Consider the following 22,018-nt stretch of genomic DNA (forward strand, 5'->3'; position numbering starts at 1 on the left):
ATTTTATACCTTCCGATCCATTTTGATAGCGCATAACTGCTTGTAATTTTTCATCTGAACTAAACTTAGCCATATAAAAACTGCACCTCCAATGTTAGTTGATGTCTAACATTTGGGGTGCAGTTCACCAGATCGACTGAAGGGCGGTTCTTTAACGTTGTTAATTTATTTTTCTTTAGCCATGGCTTCAAATGAAGAATCAGCAGCTGCAATCGTAGCTTCGATATCTGCATCCGTATGTTCCGTTGTCAGGAACCAAGCTTCGTATTTGGAAGGTGCAAGGTGTACTCCACGGTTCAGCATATGTTGGAAGAAGGAAGCAAATGCTTCTCCATCCGTATCCTGAGCTTCTTCATAATCCGTTACCGGATGATCGCAGAAATGAGTGGAGAATGAGCCGCGAACCCGGTTAATTGTCAGTGGAATTCCATGGCGATCTGCTGCTGCCTGGATTCCCTCTGTTAATTTAATGGTGAGACGTTCCATCTCTTCGTATACTCCTGGCTGGGAAAGCACCTCAAGGCATGCAATACCTGCCGAGATGGAAGCTGGATTCCCTGCCATAGTGCCTGCTTGATAAGCAGGTCCAAGCGGAGCCACTTGTTCCATAACTTCTTTTGAACCGCCGTAAGCGCCGATGGGAAGACCGCCGCCGATGATTTTACCAAGAGCCGTAAGGTCAGGCTTAATAAGGTCATGGTTTTCAAGCCCTGCATAGGTTTGCGTCGAACCATAGTGGAATCGGAATGCGGTGATGACCTCATCATAGATAACGAGTGCCCCGTGATCATGTGCCAGCTTGCAGAGGCCTTCGAGGAAGCCTGGTTTTGGCATAACCATTCCAAAATTACCGACAATCGGTTCTACCATGACGGCAGCTACATCATGACCCCATTTTTGCAGTGCTTCTTCAAGTCCGCTCAGATCGTTGTAAGGAACGGTGATCACTTCTTGTGCAATACTTGCAGGAATCCCTGCACTGTCTGGTATGCCAAGAGTAGAAGGGCCAGAGCCTGCCGCTACAAGGACCAGGTCCGAATGGCCGTGGTAGTTACCCGCAAATTTAATGATCTTATTACGTTTCGTATAAGCGCGCGCTACCCGGATAGTGGTCATGACCGCTTCGGTACCTGAGTTCACAAAACGAACCTTATCCATGGAAGGGATCGCTTCTTTTAGCATTTTTGCTAATTTGATTTCGAGCACGGTAGGAGTACCGAGTAGCGTACCATTGGAAGCTGCTTCTGTAATCGCTTTGGTGATGTGCGGGTGAGCATGACCCGTAATGATTGGTCCGTATGCCGCAAGGTAATCAATATATTTGTTATCATCTTCATCGTAAAAATAAGCACCTTGTCCGCGTTTCATAAAGACAGGCGCTCCGCCGCCTACTGCTTTGAACGAACGAGAAGGGCTGTTTACACCGCCGACAATATGTTCAAGTGCTTCTGCATAGTACTGCTCCGATTTGGAACGATTCATTTGTATTCATCCTTTCTTTGAAGCAAGTCACCACAAGGGTATGGTATGTACAATGTAAAAGGGCAGCGATCTGCTGCCCTTACCAAGTTTAAATCTATTATAACATTTCCTTTTTGTGAAACCATAGCTCTTAGGAAGAGTCTGCGTATTATTCTTCTCCACTGGCTGACTTATCTATCGTGGATTTGCTATCTGGCTCGGTTACCTGAGGATGAAGGACTTCTTGAACGTATGATTTCAGCTCATCCTTATCTCTAACGGTAAGAACAGCAGCGCCGCCGATTCGCTCCTCGACCAGAAGCTTCATAGGAGGAACTTGTTCGCTCCCTTGCATGCTGCTCTGATAGCCCACAGAGGCCAGCTTCCACATGTCGTTAAGAGTTAGGTTGGTATCAATGTAAGGATTTACTTCATTAAGAATGGAAGGCAGTTTAGCTATAGAAGTTGTTGTTTGCATCTTATCCGCAATGGCTTTCAAGAGTTCACGCTGACGTTCTGTACGAGAGAAATCGGACAAGGCGTCATGCCGGAATCGTACATACATGAGTGCCTTTTCACCATCGAGATGCTGCATTCCTTGCTTGAGATCAATATCATACTCATGCTTATCTGCTTTGCTTGTATACTTCATATCTTTTTCGACTTCAAACTCAACGCCCCCAACAGCGTCAACGAGTTCAATAAAGCCTTGGAAATCGGTATATATATAGTACTGGATTGGAATCCCCAGCAGATCACCGGCTGCCTGCATAGCTACATTAGGACCATGGGTAATTGCCGTATTAATTCGATCTCTTCCGTATCCAGGGATGTCTGTATATGTATCGCGCAGGAGAGAAAAAAGCGATATTTTTTTGCTGACCGGGTTTAGGGAGGCTACAAGCATGGTATCTGAGCGAGGGATCTCCCCTTCTGTCAGACCTCTGGCATCTACGCCCATAAGCAGGATGTTAACAGGTTCCTTACCTTCCCATTTTGGGGGATCGGGGGTGATTTCCTGATCTACCTTCTCTACGTTGTAAAAAGGAGAATTCTCTCCTTCTTTGTTCAAATCTTGTAGTTCGTTAACAACAGAAGTAAAATAATAAACTGCGAGTAAGGCGGCAGTAACAACGATTACTGCGAGAACCATCCATACGGTTCGTTTCGTCTTCCTGTTCATGTAACGTTCTTCCTTTCCATCTTATGGAATGAAGCCAGTTAGGGCTCTGGCCGTTTGACTGCCTGCGTAAAAGTAGTATGGTATAATTTTGGATGAATTAACACAAATTTCATTCGACAACTTCCATTATAATTTTTTTTATGGAGACAATCAATTGATAGAAATACAGTAACTTTAAAGGAGACTGACATCATGAGTATAAAGATCGGTTCTGAAGCACCAGATTTTGTTCTAAGGGGCGCTGGAGATCAGCTTTTGAAGCTGTCTGATTTTCGCGGAAAGCGAGTCATATTATATTTCTATCCCAAAGACATGACAGCGGGCTGTACAGATGAAGCGTGCCAATTTCGGGATGAACACACCTCATTTGAAGCGTTAAATACAGTAATCATAGGAGTAAGTGGAGATTCCATAAAACAACATGAGAAGTTTATTGCGAAGTACAATCTGCCGTTCATTCTATTATCGGACGAGGATCATAAGGTTGCTGAATTGTATGGTGTGTGGCAGCTCAAAAAAATGTACGGTAAAGAATACATGGGCATTGTACGTTCGACATTTGTCATTGATGAACAAGGCATACTTACGAAAGAATGGCGAAAAGTGAAAGTGAAAGGCCATATAGAAGAAGCACTGGAGTATATTAAACAAATGTAGTCTGTGAGATAAAGTACGTGTGTTAGAACATCAGGACCGGCTCTTTAGGAGTCGGTTTTTTATTTGCTTACTCATTCATCAACCCTAACAGGAAAAAGTGAAACGCTTGAAATTCAAAAAATATCCACCTATAAATCTCCGTTTTAAAGCACTCAAAAGTAGTCTTTTTTATAAGAAACACTCATAGACTGAATATATAAATCTTAAAATCTATGAACAATTCATATAAAGATCATGGGGGCGAAGCGATATGAGAAGAATAAGTAAACAAAACAGATGGAAAAAATTCAGTTATACAGTAATCGCAGGTTTTATCATTCTTTTAGCGGTTGCTCTCACGGATAAAGTTTTTTTATCAAACGTTGTGAATTCTCAAGCCGTGTTTATAGATAATGAAGTGAACCCTGCGAGAATAGAAACAGTATCAAAAGTTGTACATACGGTAGTAACGAATGCTGCCATTCACTCGAATCTAGAACAGGCCGTCCATACGCAACCAGTAAATTCGACTTCTTTGACTGCCCAAAAACAAGAAGCAGATATCGTTCAACCTAGTTCGAAAAAAGTAACAGCTCCAGCAGCAAAAACAGCAGCAAACAAAGTGTATTTAACATTTGATGACGGGCCGGGGAAATATACGGAAGCCGTTCTGGATATTCTTGATGAATATGAAGTTTCTGCTACGTTCTTCGTATTAGGAAAGCAAGTCGAAGTGTATCCTGAATTAATTAATCGTATGCATGAAAAAGGATATGTCATTGGGAATCATACTTATGACCATAAATATGATAAGCTGTACAGCTCTTTTCCTGACTTTTGGAAACAGATTAAGCAAACAGAGGAAGCGGTTAAGCGTATCACAGGAGAACGACCGCAGCTTGTTCGTGCTCCCGGGGGAACCTATGGTCATTTTGATGCCACTTATTTCGAACTCATGAAACAAGCAGGTTATGTGGTTACCGACTGGAATGTGGATAGTGGAGATTCGCTTAAAAAAGATGTACCTGCTGAGGAAATTATAAAGAATGCAACAAAGTCAGCAGTGAGTGGTGATCGAATCGTATTACTACATGATGGAGGGAGTCATGCGGAGACGGTAAAAGCGTTACCTGCCATCATTGAATATTACCAAGCGCAAAATTATGAATTTAGAGGCCTGAATCCTGCGGAGAAACCCGTTCAGTTTCAAGTGAAAAAGCAAAATTCTAAAGAAAAAATGATTCAGCCAAGCAAAGAATGGATAAATAATCATATCACTGAAAATGCTGCTCTATTTGATACAGGGCCTTCACTTGTGATTGAAGCAGGGAAACTTGTGACAAAGCTTGCGCCTGGTGAATATCAGGAAGAGCAAGGCGAACTTCTTGTTCCGCTTCGAGTTCTTGTGGAGCGATATGGAGGTACAGTGAAGTGGAACAGTACGGATCGGTACGCAACGGCTAAATGGGCTGGGAATGAAATTACAGTGAATCCAGCACAGCAACTGCTTGACTCGATAGAAGGCCGTGTAGAGATGAAGTCAGGTTCCCTATGGGTTTCTCTTCGAGATTTTCTTTCCGCCGCAGATTATAAGATCAAGTCCATCGATCGAAATCAAGCTGAACTTATCATAAAAGCGAGCTAGTCTGCGTATTGGGTTCAGTGATATAGGGAAGATGAATGCTGCCACTTGAGCTAGAAGAGTTTTATAAATATTTCTTGACTATGAGCTTTGATTTTTATATGTTTATTACACGGTTTGGCTGATCATCATATCAGTTAAGCAGGAACGTGATTAAAGGGGAGTAGCTGTTACAGCAAAGTCGTCAGTTCGGGAGAAAATCCCCGGCTTTGTTGGCAACCATTCGTTGTTAGCGAGACCTTTACCACACTCTGTGGTAGAGGTCTCTTTTTTTGTTGGAGACCTTTGCCAAGCCGGCAAGGTCTCTTTTTATTTTATTATTTTAGGAGGATGTTTTTATGGATTTATTCTTAGAGTATGGCTGGGTACTTCTTGTACTCATTGTACTAGAAGGGCTGCTTGCCGCAGATAATGCGCTAGTCCTTGCCATTATGGTAAAACATTTACCAGAAGAAAAACGTAAGAAAGCTTTGTTCTATGGTCTAGTTGGGGCGTTTTTCTTCAGGCTCGGGTCCTTGTTCCTGATCTCCTTCTTGGTCGACGTTTGGCAGGTACAGGCGCTCGGTGCGATCTATCTCCTGTACATTTCCATTAACCACACCGTCAAGCATTTCCTTAAAGGAAAGACAAAGACAGATGAGGCACAAGATTCACCGAAAAAGGCCAAGAAACAATCTGGCTTCTGGATGACCGTATTTAAAGTAGAAGTTGCGGATATTGCTTTCGCTGTGGATTCTATTCTGGCAGCTGTTGCTTTGGCTGTTGCACTACCTCCAAGTGGACTTCCGAACATCGGCGGTTTGGACGGAGGGCAGTTCATTGTCATCTTCCTCGGCGGATTTATCGGACTCATCATTATGCGTTTTGCAGCAACCTTCTTCGTGAAGCTCCTGCAACAACGTCCGGGCCTCGAAGTTGCGGCATTCCTTATCGTAGGTTGGGTAGGGGTTAAACTTGCCGTGATTACTCTAGCGCATCCTGATGTTGGCTTAATCGATTCTCACTTCCCGCATAATAGCATTTGGAAAATCTCATTCTATTTTGTTCTTGTAGCGATTGCTGCACTTGGATGGTTCCTTTCGTCTAAGGTAGAAGTTACCGATGATGAGAATGCGATCAAAGAAGTCGAAGAACAACAGCCTGCAAAAGATACAGACACATCCAAGTAATCGAATATCATGCTTATAGTAAAGTCTGGAGATTCTCTCCAGGCTTTTTTGTTTTGAATTCCGATGTCTATTTACTCTATGTGAGGGGAATACTAGCAAACATAGAGTAGAAATAGAGTAGATGAAAAAACGAGTGATACTGTGGATATAGGAGGGATTTAGACATGGAATATATGAAGTCTAGTGAATATGCTGCAGGGCTGCTTGAGAGAGTGATTGAGCGAGTAGAGAGCGTCATTGTAGGAAAACGGAAAGAAGTCCGATTCATTCTCATCGCGATGCTGTCGGGAGGACATGTGCTGCTAGAAGACGTGCCAGGTACGGGGAAAACAAAGCTGATTCGAACACTGGCTTCCTGCCTTTCTGCGAGTTTTGGACGAATTCAGTTTACGTCTGATGTCATGCCTTCTGATGTGACAGGAACCTCTGTATATAAACCGATGACGGGGGAGTTTGAATACCGTCCGGGTCCGGTTATGGCAAACATTGTGCTTGGGGATGAGATCAACCGTGCTTCTCCTAGAACCCAGTCAGCACTGCTTGAAGCGATGGAAGAGAAGAGTGTTACGGTGGATGGGGTGACTTATGCATTACCGAGGCCTTTCCTACTGATGGCTACTCAGAACCCGTTGCAATTTGAAGGCACTTATCGTCTTCCGGAAGCTCAGCTCGATCGTTTTCTTATGAAGTTAAGTCTTGGATACCCTGGTATTGATGAGGAGGTTGAGATCATGAATCGGCAGGAGTCAGGTTCTCGTTCTTTCATAAAACCTGTCATGTTAGCGGAAGAACTTGTTAAGATGCAGCGTGAAGTTTCTGGCGTCTTTGTAGATCCTGTTATCAAAAAATACATTGCTGAATTTGCTGCTGCATCACGCACACATAAAGACCTTTTACTCGGGATCAGCCCGAGAGGAAGTCTTGCATGGATGATCGCTTCTCAAGCAGCCGCCTATCTGAATGGCCGAACTTATGTCATTCCTGATGATTTGAAAGAAGTTGCCTTGCCTGTCTTAACTCACCGGATTCGTACTCGATATGAGATTGTGCAATCTTCCGATGCCGAGCGTAGCGTAACGGACTTGTTGCAGCACATCCCTATTCCCGTACAGTCCTCAAGAATGAGGGGGTGAGTCTATGTGGAGAACCATGATCAGTCCGCTGATTATGATTTTACTTACGGGTCTTCTGTTTTCTCTATACCAGATTCAAGGCGGAGAGACTCTGCTATTCCTGTTGGTATCTTGTATGATCTTGACCTGTTACGGCTTGTTAGCTCAGTTTATCGGTCCTCGGCATGTTCACATTGCAAGAGAATTTCAGCCCGGCAGAGTGACAGCAGGAGAGAGAGCGGAAGTTAGAATTAATGTCACCATAAATAGCTGGGTCCCTTTATTGTGGTTAAAGATTGAAGAAGAGGCCGCTCCTTTCAAACATACTCATATTATTTTTCCTCGCAAACGCAGCTATGAATGTTCTTATTCTTATCATCTAAAAGCAGTACACCGAGGAGTGTATGCTTATGAACACTGTAAAATCACATGGGGAGATGCATTCGGCTGGTTTACATGCAGCAGACGTGTGCATGTGCCGGGAGAACTGATTGTGCATCCTTCCTTCCACCGAAGTCTTCCGGGATTAGAAGAAGGTTACGGAGAATCTCTACATCAGCAGCATACCCGAAACAGTGTGGTAGAAGAGTGGAAAGGGTATGAAGTGAGGGAGTATACCCCTCGTGACGGATTTCGTTCTATACACTGGAAAAGCTCTGCAAGAAAAGGAAAACTCCAAGTTCGTATTCCAGAAAAAAGTGCTGCTAATAAAATATATCTTCTTCTATATAATGGAACAGATTCCTATATGCATAAGGGGAAAGATCAAGGAAATGAACTGTCATGGAAGGCCTATGATTCGGCAATCTCACTTTGTGCAACCATATTAAGAAATGCATATAACAAGGGGATAACGCCTTTAGTAGCCACCTATGTTGTCCAATCGGGGAGAGCAGTGTTCCAAGGGGATATTAACACGAGTGAAGCCGTATTTTCTACCGATAAAATGCTCCATCAGTTGGATTTTTTAGCGCAGTTGGAACCAGGAGAAAGGTTACGAAATACGCTGGATGTCTCCTTACCCGCAGGGTCAGAAGTATATATGGTCACCGGTAGTTTAAATGAGCAAAATTCGAAGCTGGCTAGGGAGCTGAATACACAAGGAGTACGTGTTCGATTCTATGAAATGACAGATTGGAAACAGGAAAATAAAACACATCAAATCAAAGGAAACTCGTTAGCGGCAGAGCTAGAGAAGGAACAGATTCGTGTGAAGACGATCGCTTCTTTTTCTGAGATTGTCTAAAGTATGGGGAGGAGGAACACGGGTGGAGACAACAGATCTAAATGGGAAGGGAAAAGGATATATCGAACCTTGGTTATACCGTGTCGGCATCTCTTTTTTGTTATATATCATGTTTATGGATTGGCTCATGCCCGCTGGCTTCGGAGAGCAGCCCGACATTACTGCTTCGATGAGGATCATGTTCCTCCTTACGGCAGTGCTCCTTCTGGTCGGCAGTCTGCATATTCCTCTAAAATACATGGTTTTTATGAGAGCAGGTTGTGCTCTGTTTTTTTTATGGTGGATGCTGGCCCCATCTGCAGGAGAGAGCTGGGTATTTAATTATGTCTATACGCTTCAAAGCGATATCGCAAGCTGGGGGAGATCGGGGCATTTTCGGAATGTGAGTGAAGAAACAAGAGCGGTCTTCGTTGTGATCGGATGGACGCTTTTTGTGACCTCCGTTCAAATGCTGGCTATTCAGCTTCGGACCGTGCTTCTGTTTGGTGTGGTTACGATGGTCTATTTACTCTGCATGGAAATGCTGAGCGGTATCTATTCCCCAGGCGGGATGATACGTACGGTTTGTTGTTTTCTGTTAGTACAATCCCTATTGCAATTGCCAAGATTATTAGGGACAGCAAAAGTGCTGGTAAAGGATAAAAAATCGCATCTAATTTGGGCTGGTACAGCGATTGCGACAGTGCTTTTAACGACGATGATGACATCGTCCATTGCTTCTGCAATTCCTGCGAAATCAGAAAATAAAGAAGTGCTGACAAAGATGTGGGATAAGATCTCTGAGTGGACGAGTCCTGATACTGATACGAATGCAGTACCTGCTTTTTCAACGACAGGTTATGATCCGGCGGGGAGAGACATGGGAGCTCCGCTTGTTCAGAGTAATGCCGTATATTTTACGGCAATAACTCCTATTCCAACTTACTGGAGGGGGCAATCTCGAAGTATCTACGACGGGAGAAGCTGGAAGCTGAATGAATCGGCAGGTCAATCCTTTGAATACATCAGTACTGAACAGAGACTCAGAGAGGACGAGATTGAAGAGAATCCGTATTTTCAAATCGTGAAACAGACAATTAGCCTTAAGGAACCTGCTAAGGGCGGATCTGATATTTTTGTGGGAGGAGTTCCTCTGCGATTATCGTTCGGAGATAGTATGGGAGACGGTACAAAGAAGGAAAGTGGATTAACAGAAAGTGGTAATGAGTCTGCCTTTCCTTACATATGGAGCGATATATCTTCGGGGAATGTAAGATTTGATGATAAGCAAAAAGCACAGCCGATTCAGCATTATAGTATGGATGTACTGATTCCTGTACAAGACAAAACGGTGCTTCGTAAAGCGGTGGGAGAAGATCCCGCTTCGATCCAGAAGACGGATCTTCAGCTTCCATCTAGTTTACCTGCAAGGGTCACGAAGCTGGCGAATTCAATAACTGGTGATACAAATACGCGTTATGACGCGGTCATGGCTGTATCGAAGTATTTAAAATCGAACTACACGTACACACTGAATACTCGTGTTCCGGCAGTAGATCAAGATTTTGTGGATGATTTTCTGTTTGTAACCAAGAAAGGGTATTGTAATTATTTTTCTTCAGCCATGGTTATTCTCCTGCGGAGTAAAGGGATTCCTGCGAGATATGTGCAGGGGTTTGCTCCAGGTCAGCGAGATGAACAGCAGCCGGACAAGTATACGGTTACTCAAGGGGATGCACACTCCTGGGTAGAAGTGTATTTCCCGGGGGCCGGCTGGTTTCCATTTGAAGCAACACCGGGCTTTGATCCGGCCTCTGAACTGCAAGCTGCATCTGCTGCGGATGAACCGGCACCGGGGCCTATGAAGAATGGCGGGTTTGAAATCGATCTGAGTCAGTTGATGACTCTCTTTCAGACAGGGCTAAGAAGCGTTGCTCAGCCGAATATACTTGCATGGGCTGCTGCAGCGATGCTGCTGCTCGCAGCAGTGATTACAGCGGGACGTGTTTACGGCCCGGTCATACAGCTCCGGCTTCGGATGATTTGGCCGCGCCGGACCTTTCCAGACCGAGAGCGCCTGCTTCACATAGGTGCTCCCGTTTGGGACATGCTCGCTAAGCGTTACGGTGAGCGGGCCAGCGGAATTACACTGCGGGAATATATCGCAGGGCTGCCTGTGGAAGAGGACACCCTGCGTGAGGAAGTGCGGCAGTTCGCCAAAGACTGGGAAACGATGGTCTATAGCCCGGCAGGTCCTTCCCGAGGAGAGAGCATCGCTTTTTTACAGTGCTGCTTGCGGATGGCTAAAATTTTGTGAATAATTCCCTTAAAAGTAATATGTAGAGTTGGAGGTATGACCCCCTTTTATAACATACATTTTCTTACAAAATTTTATTAATAAGAAGAAAGCGAGCTTTCCTTGACGTCAGGTTTTGTCGGCAAGTATAATTAATCTCATTGAATTGAGGGAGGCACGGTAATGATAAAGCCAAATGAAATTGTTGTTGTTCTAGATTTCGGGGGACAGTATAACCAACTAATCGCAAGAAGAATCCGCGATCTCGGAGTATACAGCGAGTTGCTTCCATATAACACACCTGCAGAGAAGATACGTGAACTTGCACCAAAAGGTATCGTATTCTCCGGTGGACCATCCAGTGTATACGCTGAGAATGCACCGCATGTAGACCCTGCTGTTTATGACCTGGGATTGCCAATTTTCGGTATTTGCTATGGTATGCAGATGATGGCCCAGCAATTAGATGGTAAAGTAGAACGTGCTCACAAACGTGAGTATGGTAAAGCAGATGTTTTGTTTAACGAAGGATCTGATCTTGTAGCAGGTCTTGAATTGAATCAAACGGTATGGATGAGTCATGGAGATCACGTTGTTTCCTTGCCTACAGGTTTTAAACTTGATGCGGGAACAGAAAGTGCTCCGATTGCAGCAATGAGCCATCCAGAACGTAAATTTTATGCAGTTCAGTTCCATCCAGAAGTACGCCATTCTTTGAATGGTAATGATATGATCCGTAACTTCCTATATAACGTGTGCGGTTGCGAAGGCAACTGGAGCATGGAGACTTTCATCGAAGATAAAATCAATGAAATCCGTGAACAAGTTGGCGACAAAAAAGTGCTTTGTGCCCTCAGTGGCGGCGTTGATTCTTCTGTAGTAGCAGCACTGCTTCACAGAGCAATCGGTGATCAACTTACTTGTATGTTTATCGACCACGGTCTTCTTCGTAAAGGAGAAGCAGAGAGCGTAATGGAAACTTTCGTAGGTAAATTCGATATGAAAGTGGTTAAAATTGATGCTCGTGAACGCTTTATGTCCAAGCTTGCTGGAGTAGATGATCCAGAACAAAAACGTAAAATTATCGGTAACGAATTTATTTACGTATTTGAAGAAGAATCCAGCAAATTTGATGATTTCACATTCTTGGCACAAGGAACCCTTTATACAGATATCGTAGAAAGTGGTACAGCTACAGCGCAAACAATCAAATCTCACCACAATGTCGGTGGACTTCCTGAGAACATGAAGTTTGAACTTATTGAGCCGCTGAACGCACTCTTCAAAGACGAAGTTCGTAAAGTCGGTGAAGAATGTGGATTGCCAGAAGAGATCGTATGGCGTCAGCCATTCCCAGGACCGGGTCTAGCGATCCGTGTACTTGGTGAAGTAACGGAAGAGAAACTGAAGATTGTTCGTGACTCTGACTACATTTTGCGTGAAGAGATCATTAAAGCAGGTCTTGGCCGTGAAATTTGGCAGTACTTCACCGCTCTTCCTAACATGAAGAGTGTAGGGGTTATGGGCGATGCTCGTACGTATTCCTATACCGTAGGTATTCGTGCAGTAACATCCATCGACGGTATGACAGCAGACTGGGCACGTATCCCTTGGGATGTGTTAGAGAAAATCTCTGTTCGTATCGTTAACGAAGTAGATAACGTAAACCGTATCGTTTATGATGTAACTTCTAAACCGCCTGCAACGATCGAGTGGGAATAGGATAGGAACATTTTTATAAAAATCAAAACCTTCTATTTGCTTATACAGCAAGTAGAAGGTTTTTTTTGTGTACAACTTGCCATACAAGTTTCTGTATAATGGACATTTTTGGTCAAGCTTAGGGATAAAAGTATAAGCACTACGAATTCTGTTTATGATAAAAAGGTGAGTAGCTCATGATGATTCTTCGTGTAATGACTGGTTGTGAAGATACCATTTTACACGGATCTATCATGAGTATTTTAAATATGTGAGAAGTTTCACATTGACAAAACAACTTTTATGAAAGTGCTTGCAAGGAATGAAAAGTTATGATAAATTGAACTTGTATAAAAAACATACAAGTTAGACATGTTAGACATGTTGTTCTAACCAGCATAATTATCTATAAAGGAGCAAAAGAAAATGATGACTACCAAAGAAACCCCTCATATTAAACCAAATGGAGTAGAAATAGCTGAAACGATTCTGTTACCTGGAGACCCTCTAAGAGCCAAGTTTATTGCTGAAACCTTTTTGGAAGATTACAAATGCTTTAACGAAGTAAGAGGAATGCTCGGGTATACCGGTACTTACAAAGGGAAAAAAATATCTGTAATGGGTACGGGAATGGGACCAGCGAGTATGGGGATTTATTCTTGGGAATTAATCAATGTATTCGGGGTTAAGAATTTAATTCGAATTGGTACTTGTGGTGCGATGCAAAAAGACATCGAGCTATATGATGTTATTTTTGGTATGGGAGCTGCAACAGATTCCAATTATGGTCATCAATTTAACTTACCAGGACAATTTCCATTAACTGCTTCCTTTGAACTTTTAGAAAAAGCGAAGAAAATCGCAGATGATAAAGGTCAAAAAGTTCATATTGGTAATATTTTATCAAGTGAAATTTTCTATAATGCAGATCCAACAGCAAATCAAAAATGGCGTGACGTTGGAATCATGGCCGTTGAAATGGAATCTGTAGCACTTTACTGGAATGCGATTAAAGCAGGTGTAAATGCGCTTTGTATTCTAACGGTGAGTGATCACCTTATTACAGGAGCACAAACGACTCCAGAGGAACGCCAAACTGCATTTACGAACATGATGGAGATTGCATTAGAGTTAGCGTAAACGGTTCTTTTTGAACCATCTAAAAATATAAATAAGCCTCCTTCACTTTACGGTTTGGTTGTGAGTGAAGGAAGCTTTAAATAGTGAAATACTTAATCAAATGCTAAGTAAGATAGTTAATTAAATGAAAAAGTTTGCTTTTATGCAGATAATGTAAGCGCTATTATAACATCTTTGTTTATGCAGCATGAGATACTTGGAGGTATATTATGAATAGTTCAGTTGGAAAACCGGTAGTCAACATGGGGAAAATCGTTCCGGTTATATTACTTTTAATGATCTTTTCCATCGTTATCGATAACTCATTTAAGATCATCTCCCCAGACCTAGTTGATTATTTTGGTGTATCCGCAAGTACGGTAAGCTGGCAAGTAACGCTTTCAGGTTTAGTGATTGGTATCGGTGCAGTTGTGTATTCATCTCTATCTGACTCGATCAGTATACGAAATCTACTAACGGTAGGTATTTTATTAATTTGTGTAGGTTCTTTACTCGGTTATATTACACATGAGAATTATTGGTTGATCGTTTTTTCTAGAATTATTCAGTCTGCCGGTTTAGGTGCGACAGAAACGCTGTATTTGGTGTTTATTACTAAATATGCAACCGAACAAGAACAGAAAAAGTATATGGGATTTAGTACAAGCAGCTTCCAGCTTGCTACGGTTATTGGTACATTAACCGGCGGGTTTGTTGCGACTTATCTGGCATGGCAGAACTTGTTCCTAATTCCGCTGCTTAGCATTATATTACTGCCATTCATTCTTAAGAATTTGCCAAAAGAAGAGAAAAAGAAAAATAATGTAGACTTCTTAGGTCTTATTATCGTCGCAGTGATTGCTACTTCAATCATGCTGTATATGTCTTCTTTCAACTGGGGACTTTTCATCCTCTTTATTGCAGCTGTGATTGTATTCTTACTTTATATCAGCAAAAATAAAAATGCTTTTATTACAATTGATTTCTTTAAAAACAAACAATTTCTATTTGGATTAGTTGTGGCGTTTATTCTTAACTCTCTATACGCTGCTTATGCACTGAATACGTTGTCGTTCCTGCTAACATCTGTATATGATATCCATCTGGATAAAGTCTCCCTACTGTTCATACCAGCATGTCTACTAGCAGCAGGTGTTGGAGCTCTATCTGGTAAAATAGGAAAATTTTTAGATAGTAAGCAATGTGTTTACTTAGCGATTAGTTTAATTATTATTAGTTTATTACTTGGTGTCTTCTTTATTAAAATGTCCATCGCCGTATTTGTTGTATCGCTTATTTTATTCTCTTGTAGCTTTGCACTGCTATATGCACCACTTATTGATATTGCTATTAAAAAAGTGCCAACAGAAAAATCGGGTACGGCTTTAGGTTTCTACAATTTGTGCATCAATATCGCAATGTCCGTTGGTTTCACATACTCAGCTCTATTGATCGATAAGAAAGATTTACAATTTGGATTTTTGAGATTTGTAACAGAGGAAGGAACGGCATTAAACTATAGTAGTATCGTTGCTGTTCTTGCGGTAATTGCGGTACTGGCTATCGTATTGTTTTGGATTTTGTTGGGTCGTAAATCAGAGAGCCACACTCAAGAAACTAGATAAAGGAAGCGAGTTAAATGAAAAAATTTAAACGTGTGCATTTGGTCGTAATGGATTCTGTGGGAATTGGAGAAGGAAAAGATGCAGCAGATTTTAATGATGTTGGTTCCCACACTCTCTTACACATTGCCGAACATATGAACGGATTAAATCTGCCTAACTTAGCTAGATTGGGTCTGTCCAATATTGAAGAAATCTTAGGTGTGCCAAAAGCCGATAAACCTCTTGCCTATTACACGAAATTACAAGAGAAATCAGTCGGCAAAGATACAATGACAGGTCACTGGGAAATCATGGGTCTTAATATTGATAAACCATTTAATGTGTATCCAAATGGATTCCCAGACGAATTAATCAAACAGATTGAAGAGGTAACTGGACGAAAAGTAGTTGCGAATAAGCCTGCAAGTGGAACAGCCATTATTGATGAATATGGCGAACATCAAATGAAAACAGGGGATCTGATTGTGTATACATCTGCTGACCCGGTTCTGCAAATTGCAGCTCATGAAGAAATCATTCCACTCGAAGAGTTATATGATATTTGCGAAAAGGTACGGGAGATCACAAAAGACCCTGCTTATTTAATCGGTCGGATCATCGCAAGACCTTATGTAGGTGAACCAGGGAACTTTACGAGAACATCTAACCGTCATGACTATGCATTAAAACCATTTAATAAAACCGTCATGAATAGTCTGCAAGATGGAGGCTATGATGTAATCGCCATTGGAAAGATCAATGATATCTTCGATGGTGAAGGAGTTACGGAATCCATTCGTACGAAAGACAATATGGATGGTATGGATAAACTGCTGGAAGTCATGAAAAAAGATTTCACTGGAATGAGCTTTTTGAATCTAGTTGATTTCGATGCCTTATACGGTCATCGCCGTGATCCAGAAGGTTATGGAAAAGCACTAGAGGAATTTGATAAGCGATTAGATGAAGTATTCGACTCACTTCGAGAAGATGATTTGCTAATTATTACAGCTGACCATGGAAATGATCCAACATTCCCTGGCACAGACCATACTCGTGAGTTCATTCCTGTCTTGGTATATTCCAAGCAATTAAAGGATAGTGGAAAATTACCTGAAAATGATACATTTGCTGATATTGGTGCAACCATAGCAGATAATTTTGATGTTCATATGCCAGATTACGGTGAGTCTTTCTTACAATTTCTTAAATAAGTGATTACTTTGTATAAACCTCCAAAAACCTTTTTTTTGGAGGTTTGTATGCTATATTTGGAGAAGAAAATGACATTCCTTGTCGTCTAGAAAGTGATATGTCATAATGAGTTAATTATAATATTGATTAACCTAGGGAAGCTAAGGGAGAATCTCCTACTTCCCTTTACTTTTATCCATCTCTTGTCAATGTTCGGCCATTAAAACGAGTTAATTAATAGTTTGAATTTACAGTAAAGGACACAACTTTAATGAATACAAATAAACTAGATAAATTAAAACGGCCACTCTATATAACTGTATATGACGAGCTTCTCCTTCAGATTACGAAAGGAGAATACCAGGCAGGAAGTCAGCTTCCTTCAGAACCGGATTTAGCTAGAAAACTAGGGGTTAGCCGTGCAACGTTAAGACAAGCTTTAGTCCTTTTGCAAGATGATGGATTAGTAAGAAATATACGCGGCAAAGGAAACTTTGTACTAGAATCTTCTTATAAACAAGAGGATGTTCAATTAGAAAAACTAAGTAATCCCATGCATAAATGCCATATAAGTACATTTGACCAAATAGACTTACATTATCGATTAGATCCGGAAACGGAGCATACGAAACAAGTTTTAAAGAGGGATTCATCTGCTGTAGTGGCTTTAGAACGTTTGTATAGAAAGGGAGGCGATTTACTTGCTTATGCCTTCACTTTCATGTCCATGCAAACAGTAGAAAGCTTATCTCTGGACCTTAATAATAAGGAGCGGCTACTAGAATTTCTAGAGAATGAGGCCTATGGAATCGCTAACCATGGAAATATTGAAATAAAATATACACATACGGTTAATTTGGCTAATCGGAAAGATAAATTAATAGGACAAAATGAATGCTTTTTACTGCTAGAAGCCCTTTACAATAAAACGGAGGCAGATCCTCCATTGATGTATAATAAATTTTATATACCGCAGCAATTTTCGAATATTAAATTAAATACATTTAAATGAAAATATAAGTTCACAAAAAACACAGGAAAGTCCATTCTTGGTAAGATGATCAGCTAACGCGCCTTAACGAAGTTATATGATTAGGACTTTCATTCATTGGGAGCCTGACACTGTCGCCGTATGTAGTAATTTGAAGAGTAATAAAAAACTCTCTTTTATTTGCTTTGTTCAGCAAAAGAAAGAGAGTTTTTGCTATTGAAACAGAATAGTAGGCATTCCTATATATAAATTGAATCAAGAAATACCAGGGTGGTACTATAACTCTATAACAACATCATGAGTAATTAGAAACTTGCAGAAATGGCGGGGTTTTATGTCTATTAAGAAATTTAATTTTTATTCTGTTGGACAATTTTTAATAAGTGACAAATTTTATATTCCAGATTATCAACGCGAATATTCGTGGGAAGAAGATGAACAAGTCAAAGATTTTTGGATGGATCTAGAGGACTTAGTTGAGAATAAAAGGGATAGTCACTTTTTTGGACAAATCGTAGTGCATGATGATCAAGAAGATAAAAAGAAGTATATCATCGATGGTCAACAACGCAGTTCAACATCTATTATTTATTTGGCCGTAATTAGAGATTTATTTGAGAAGATTTATACGGAGACAAAAAAAGATGGGGCAAGAAATAAAGTAGAAGATATTCGATTGAAAATCATTGGGCGCTGGAGTGAAGAAGAGAATGAACTTCAGTTCCACTTAGGAAAAGTAGATCATGTATTTTTTAGAGACTTTATTCAGCGTGGCCTCCCCGTAAATGATGATGTAACTGAAGCATCCCATAAGCGAATAAAACAAGCGTATGAATTTTTATATGAGGAACTATCAGATAAAATTGCGAATTTGAATGATGAGGATAAATATAATAAGCTAGTTGATTATTATACTGGATTTAAAGATAGGTTTAATCTAATGTGTGTTGAAACAGACGATATGAATGAAGCATTTATTATTTTTGAGACACTGAATGCAAGAGGGAAGGAATTAGAAACTTCCGATCTGTTGAAAAACCATTTATTTAAAACAGCTGGTAATTTAATTGACGATGTGAAAAATCAGTGGTTAAAAATGCAAAGAAATGCGGAAGGTATTGATTTAACAAAGTTTATCAGAACAATTTGGAATTCTAAATTTGATTTTACTAGAGAGAAAGAGCTTTATAAAAATTTGAAAGCTGTCATAACAACTCCAAAAGAGTGCTTAGAATTTACCGATGTATTAGTGAATAGTATTGGTGTTTATAAAGTGCTAGTTGATCCTAATAATGAAGCATATTTTGAGGATAAACATATAGAAAAGCATTTGGAAAATTTAAAGTTGCTGAATGCTAGTACGTATTATCCAGTACTTATTGCGATGGCAAATAGTTCATACAGTGAAATGGAAATTAGAAATGTGATGGAAGCAATTGAAAGTTTCATTGTCAGGAACTGCGTAATTGCGGGAAAAGTAGCTAATCGCTACGAACTATTATTTGCGAAATTAGCTAAAAAAATTTCAGCACAGCACATGTCATTTTCAGAGATTGTTCAAGAGTTGAAAAGTGAAATGCTGAGTGATGATGAATTCGAGAACCATTTCTTAATCTGTACTATAAAAAAAGCCCCTGTTGCCAAATTTATTCTTAGAAGAATAAATGATTATTCTCAAAAAGAAACGTTAATTAATCCGAGTAATAAAGACATACATTTAGAACATATCATGCCTAAGAAATTGGGAACGTGGAAAGTACATGAGGATCTTCATCAGAAGTACCTTCATAGAATAGGGAACCTTACACTGTTAGCGGATGAGTACAATACAGCTATTAAAAATAAAGGGTTTGATGAGAAGAAGAAAACATATAAAAAATCAGCTATCGTAATGACAAGCAAACTTTGTACATCCAATGAATGGACGCCAACACGAATTGAGGAGCGACAAAAAGAGTTGTTTCTTATGGCAAAAGAAGTGTGGAAATTTTGATTTGCTAAATTTAAAGCTTGGGTCTTAGATTGGTTGTCCTATTAATACGATTACCTTTATAGGTTTCTAGAGTTATATAAAAGTCCCTAAAATATAGGGGCTTTTTTTAGTTCTATTTTTATTCATACGTCACATAAATTAGTTTCATGAAAAATGATGAATGATTTTCAGTACTTTCGCAAAAATGTAATATACGAACGTTACACGCATGGTTAGGTATTAACATTCGCTTTTTGTATTGACAATATGATCTATCCCTCCTAGAATAAAAAATGAAAAACGAATAAACACATGCTTTTTCGTATAATCTCGGGGATTGGCCTGAGAGTTTCTACGAGATCACCATAATGATCTGGCTACGAAAAAAGATAATGCAATGGGATGACAAATTAAGGGTTTCTAAGCATCTGGATTCAACAACAAGAAGCTGAAACTTTTGAGATTCCTGCGTATCTTTTTTAGCGTTAGCCCTTGAAGATCAATTTCTTTGAAGGGCTTTTTGTCGTTTTGAAGTTTATTCGACTTATCTCTAAGGGGGAATATTCGGATTATGGAGAGTTTCTTTAAATTAAAGGAACGCGGAACAAATGTCAGAACAGAGATTATTGCAGGTTTAACCACGTTTATGACCATGGCGTACATTCTGATAGTAAACACGATCTTTTTAGGTGAAAGTGGAGCAGGTATACCAGATAATGCCGTATTTTTTGCAACAGCGGTGGGCGCTGGTCTGATGACGATCGTAATGGGTCTTTTTGTAAATGTTCCGATTGCTCTTGCTCCGGGTATGGGTCTTAATGCATATTTTATGACGGTTGTACTGAGCTCGAACGGTATGATTACATGGCAGGCTGCGCTGGGTGCCGTCTTTATCTCAGGTCTAGTATTTATTCTGCTGACGGTAACAAAGATTCGACAAAAACTCCTAGTTGCTGTACCAGATAGTTTAAAAACAGCAATAACCGTAGGTATTGGATTATTCGTAGCCGTAGTTGGACTAAAATTAAGTAATTTAGTTGTAGCAAATGTGAACGCTAATACAGATATATCACAACCCGTTGCAGGAGGAAGTTTCAGTCTTGCTTTTGGTAACCTGACACATGCAGATGTTCTTCTTACCCTGATTGGATTACTTATTATTGCGATCCTTATGGTACTGAATGTGAAAGGTGCTATGCTTATCGGGATCGTAGTTACTACTATTATTGGTATTCCAATGGGAGTGACTGATCTCAGCGGTCTCAGCGGTTCGAATTGGATTCCTTCTTTTAGTGGGCTTGCAGTAGGGCAGCTGGATATCATGGGTGCTCTAAAACTTGGTTTGTTCGAAATTATTTTTGTTTTTACTTTTGTAGAGTTGTTTGATACATTTGGCACCCTTGTTGGAACATCTACACGGATGGGTCTAATGAAAGATAAGGAGAAGGGTGAGAAGATTGTCGGAAAAGCAATGCTTGTTGATGCGGCTGGCGTAAGCGCAGGGGCTGTGCTTGGTACAAGTACGATTACAGCATTTGTAGAAAGTTCGGCTGGTGTTGAAGCGGGAGGACGTACAGGACTGACTTCGGTAACAACGGGGATCATGTTCCTTCTAGCTTTATTCATCGCTCCTCTAGCACTGGTTGTACCTTCGGCAGCTACAGCACCTGCTCTGATCATTGTGGGTGTGCTGATGATGAGTCAAGTTCGTAATATTGATTGGGATGATTTCCTTCAAGCATTCCCTGCATTTTTAACGATTGTTATGATGCCATTTACGAACAGTATTGCTAATGGTATTTCACTTGGAATTATCTCTTACGTTGTTCTTGCTTCATTCTCTTCTCTAGCTACAAGCCGTAAGGTGAAAATTCATTGGCTGATGTGGATCTTGTTCGCCATTGTTCTGGCAAGATACATTTTCATCGGCTCGGAGTAAAATAAAACATATATAATAGTAGTTCATATAGAAAAGCCTTGCTCTTCGGAGTAAGGCTTCTTTTGTTTCTTCTATATAGAAGGAATAGGAGAAGACAAAAGATGTATTACTATCTGCTCATTTTTGACTAACTCACTCCGGTTGGCATTCGCCAAAAGTCGTTCGCCATTCAAAAGTTTCGCTAAGTAAAGCTGTTTCACCGAAACAGCGATCATGGAATTTTGGTCTATCACAAACGGTGTAGATAAAATTACATGTCTGTGTTTTGAGAGATTGGACTCACAAAACTGAACAGTGAGAGTTTGGGGAGCTTAGCTTCTATATATTTTCACCTCTAATAATAGAGTAGAGATAAATCTAGCGACTTTTTTATAAAAAAAGGGTTGCATTCTATTTCTCAGCATGGTATATTCTAATTCCGGCCAAGAAGTTAGCCAGTAAGCAACACACTGAATAACAAGCTTCATAAATGAAGTTAAAAAACTTCGAGAAAAAAAGCTTGACACTCTGAACCGGACATGATATGATATAAAAGTTGCTAACGACGAGAGTTGTTAGCGGGATTGATCTTTGAAAACTGAACAACGAGGAGTTTTACGTAAGTAAAACTCGTGAGTGAATTAATACAAATTCAATTTGTTGGTCATACAAATTGAATAGAGAACTTTAAGTTCTCGTCAGCATTTTCTAAATGAGCTTATCGCTCTTTTCAATAACTTTATTGGAGAGTTTGATCCTGGCTCAGGACGAACGCTGGCGGCGTGCCTAATACAT

15 protein-coding genes and 1 riboswitch are annotated in these 22,018 nt (G+C 40.5%); of the genes, 13 read left to right on the top strand and 2 right to left on the bottom strand.

Translation table 11 applies throughout. From position 1 onward, the window contains the following. Positions 1 to 165: 165 nt before the first annotated feature. Both KJS58_RS23980 and KJS58_RS23985 read right to left on the bottom strand, forming a co-directional pair. Positions 166 to 1,482: a glutamate-1-semialdehyde 2,1-aminomutase gene (locus KJS58_RS23980; RefSeq protein ID WP_283771332.1), complete on the bottom strand. Its 1,317-nt coding sequence runs from the start codon at positions 1,480 to 1,482 to the stop codon at positions 166 to 168. Positions 1,483 to 1,630: 148 nt separating this feature from the next. Further along, positions 1,631 to 2,644, bottom strand: coding sequence for an LCP family protein (locus KJS58_RS23985; protein WP_213536128.1), 1,014 nt, complete (start codon positions 2,642 to 2,644; stop codon positions 1,631 to 1,633). Between the two features lie 192 nt (positions 2,645 to 2,836). Between KJS58_RS23985 and bcp the strand changes: the two genes are divergently transcribed. The 13 genes from bcp (at position 2,837) to KJS58_RS24050 (ending at position 21,244) form a co-directional block, all read left to right on the top strand. Continuing rightward, entirely contained in the window at positions 2,837 to 3,301 is a 465-nt protein-coding gene (gene bcp, locus KJS58_RS23990; protein WP_213536130.1) for a thioredoxin-dependent thiol peroxidase, read from the top strand. A gap of 250 nt (positions 3,302 to 3,551) precedes the next feature. Further along, entirely contained in the window at positions 3,552 to 4,925 is a 1,374-nt protein-coding gene (locus tag KJS58_RS23995; RefSeq protein WP_213536132.1) for a polysaccharide deacetylase family protein, read from the top strand. Positions 4,926 to 5,260: 335 nt separating this feature from the next. Beyond that, complete coding sequence (locus KJS58_RS24000; RefSeq protein ID WP_213536138.1) at positions 5,261 to 6,091, top strand: TerC family protein; 831 nt, start codon at positions 5,261 to 5,263, stop codon at positions 6,089 to 6,091. A gap of 164 nt (positions 6,092 to 6,255) precedes the next feature. After that, complete coding sequence (locus tag KJS58_RS24005) at positions 6,256 to 7,224, top strand: AAA family ATPase (protein ID WP_213536140.1); 969 nt, start codon at positions 6,256 to 6,258, stop codon at positions 7,222 to 7,224. Between the two features lie 4 nt (positions 7,225 to 7,228). Beyond that, entirely contained in the window at positions 7,229 to 8,449 is a 1,221-nt protein-coding gene (locus KJS58_RS24010) for a DUF58 domain-containing protein (protein ID WP_213536142.1), read from the top strand. A 22-nt stretch (positions 8,450 to 8,471) separates the two neighbouring features. Continuing rightward, entirely contained in the window at positions 8,472 to 10,745 is a 2,274-nt protein-coding gene (locus tag KJS58_RS24015) for a transglutaminase-like domain-containing protein (protein ID WP_213536143.1), read from the top strand. A gap of 162 nt (positions 10,746 to 10,907) precedes the next feature. Continuing rightward, complete coding sequence (gene guaA / locus KJS58_RS24020) at positions 10,908 to 12,446, top strand: glutamine-hydrolyzing GMP synthase (RefSeq protein WP_213536145.1); 1,539 nt, start codon at positions 10,908 to 10,910, stop codon at positions 12,444 to 12,446. A 408-nt stretch (positions 12,447 to 12,854) separates the two neighbouring features. Next, entirely contained in the window at positions 12,855 to 13,565 is a 711-nt protein-coding gene (gene deoD / locus KJS58_RS24025) for a purine-nucleoside phosphorylase (protein WP_213536158.1), read from the top strand. Positions 13,566 to 13,774: 209 nt separating this feature from the next. Beyond that, positions 13,775 to 15,169: an MFS transporter gene (locus tag KJS58_RS24030; protein WP_213536147.1), complete on the top strand. Its 1,395-nt coding sequence runs from the start codon at positions 13,775 to 13,777 to the stop codon at positions 15,167 to 15,169. A 14-nt stretch (positions 15,170 to 15,183) separates the two neighbouring features. Next, complete coding sequence (gene deoB, locus KJS58_RS24035) at positions 15,184 to 16,362, top strand: phosphopentomutase (protein ID WP_213536148.1); 1,179 nt, start codon at positions 15,184 to 15,186, stop codon at positions 16,360 to 16,362. Positions 16,363 to 16,613: 251 nt separating this feature from the next. Next, positions 16,614 to 17,354 carry a GntR family transcriptional regulator gene (locus KJS58_RS24040; protein ID WP_213536150.1) on the top strand — a complete coding sequence of 247 codons (741 nt, stop codon included), beginning with the start codon at positions 16,614 to 16,616 and terminating at the stop codon, positions 17,352 to 17,354. A 313-nt stretch (positions 17,355 to 17,667) separates the two neighbouring features. Further along, positions 17,668 to 19,326 (top strand): DUF262 domain-containing protein, encoded by a 1,659-nt coding sequence (locus tag KJS58_RS24045; protein WP_213536152.1) that lies wholly within the window; start codon positions 17,668 to 17,670, stop codon positions 19,324 to 19,326. A gap of 279 nt (positions 19,327 to 19,605) precedes the next feature. After that, positions 19,606 to 19,705: riboswitch (purine riboswitch) on the top strand. A 171-nt stretch (positions 19,706 to 19,876) separates the two neighbouring features. Then, positions 19,877 to 21,244, top strand: a complete 1,368-nt coding sequence (locus KJS58_RS24050) for an NCS2 family permease (protein ID WP_213536154.1) — start codon at positions 19,877 to 19,879, stop codon at positions 21,242 to 21,244. Positions 21,245 to 22,018: the final 774 nt, after the last annotated feature.

Source organism: Paenibacillus sp. J45TS6 (genome assembly GCF_018403285.1).
Taxonomy (GTDB): Bacteria; Bacillota; Bacilli; order Paenibacillales; family Paenibacillaceae; genus Paenibacillus.

Coding starts and splice junctions, on each gene's coding strand:
- KJS58_RS24050 (WP_213536154.1), top strand. CDS start 19,877: ATGGAGAGTTTCTTTAAATTAAAGGAACGCGGAACAAATGTCAGAACA.
- KJS58_RS24030 (WP_213536147.1), top strand. CDS start 13,775: ATGAATAGTTCAGTTGGAAAACCGGTAGTCAACATGGGGAAAATCGTT.
- KJS58_RS23995 (WP_213536132.1), top strand. CDS start 3,552: ATGAGAAGAATAAGTAAACAAAACAGATGGAAAAAATTCAGTTATACA.
- deoD (WP_213536158.1), top strand. CDS start 12,855: ATGACTACCAAAGAAACCCCTCATATTAAACCAAATGGAGTAGAAATA.
- KJS58_RS24005 (WP_213536140.1), top strand. CDS start 6,256: ATGGAATATATGAAGTCTAGTGAATATGCTGCAGGGCTGCTTGAGAGA.
- guaA (WP_213536145.1), top strand. CDS start 10,908: ATGATAAAGCCAAATGAAATTGTTGTTGTTCTAGATTTCGGGGGACAG.
- KJS58_RS24010 (WP_213536142.1), top strand. CDS start 7,229: ATGTGGAGAACCATGATCAGTCCGCTGATTATGATTTTACTTACGGGT.
- KJS58_RS24000 (WP_213536138.1), top strand. CDS start 5,261: ATGGATTTATTCTTAGAGTATGGCTGGGTACTTCTTGTACTCATTGTA.
- KJS58_RS24040 (WP_213536150.1), top strand. CDS start 16,614: ATGAATACAAATAAACTAGATAAATTAAAACGGCCACTCTATATAACT.
- KJS58_RS24045 (WP_213536152.1), top strand. CDS start 17,668: ATGTCTATTAAGAAATTTAATTTTTATTCTGTTGGACAATTTTTAATA.
- deoB (WP_213536148.1), top strand. CDS start 15,184: ATGAAAAAATTTAAACGTGTGCATTTGGTCGTAATGGATTCTGTGGGA.
- bcp (WP_213536130.1), top strand. CDS start 2,837: ATGAGTATAAAGATCGGTTCTGAAGCACCAGATTTTGTTCTAAGGGGC.
- KJS58_RS23985 (WP_213536128.1), bottom strand. CDS start 2,644: ATGAACAGGAAGACGAAACGAACCGTATGGATGGTTCTCGCAGTAATC.
- KJS58_RS23980 (WP_283771332.1), bottom strand. CDS start 1,482: ATGAATCGTTCCAAATCGGAGCAGTACTATGCAGAAGCACTTGAACAT.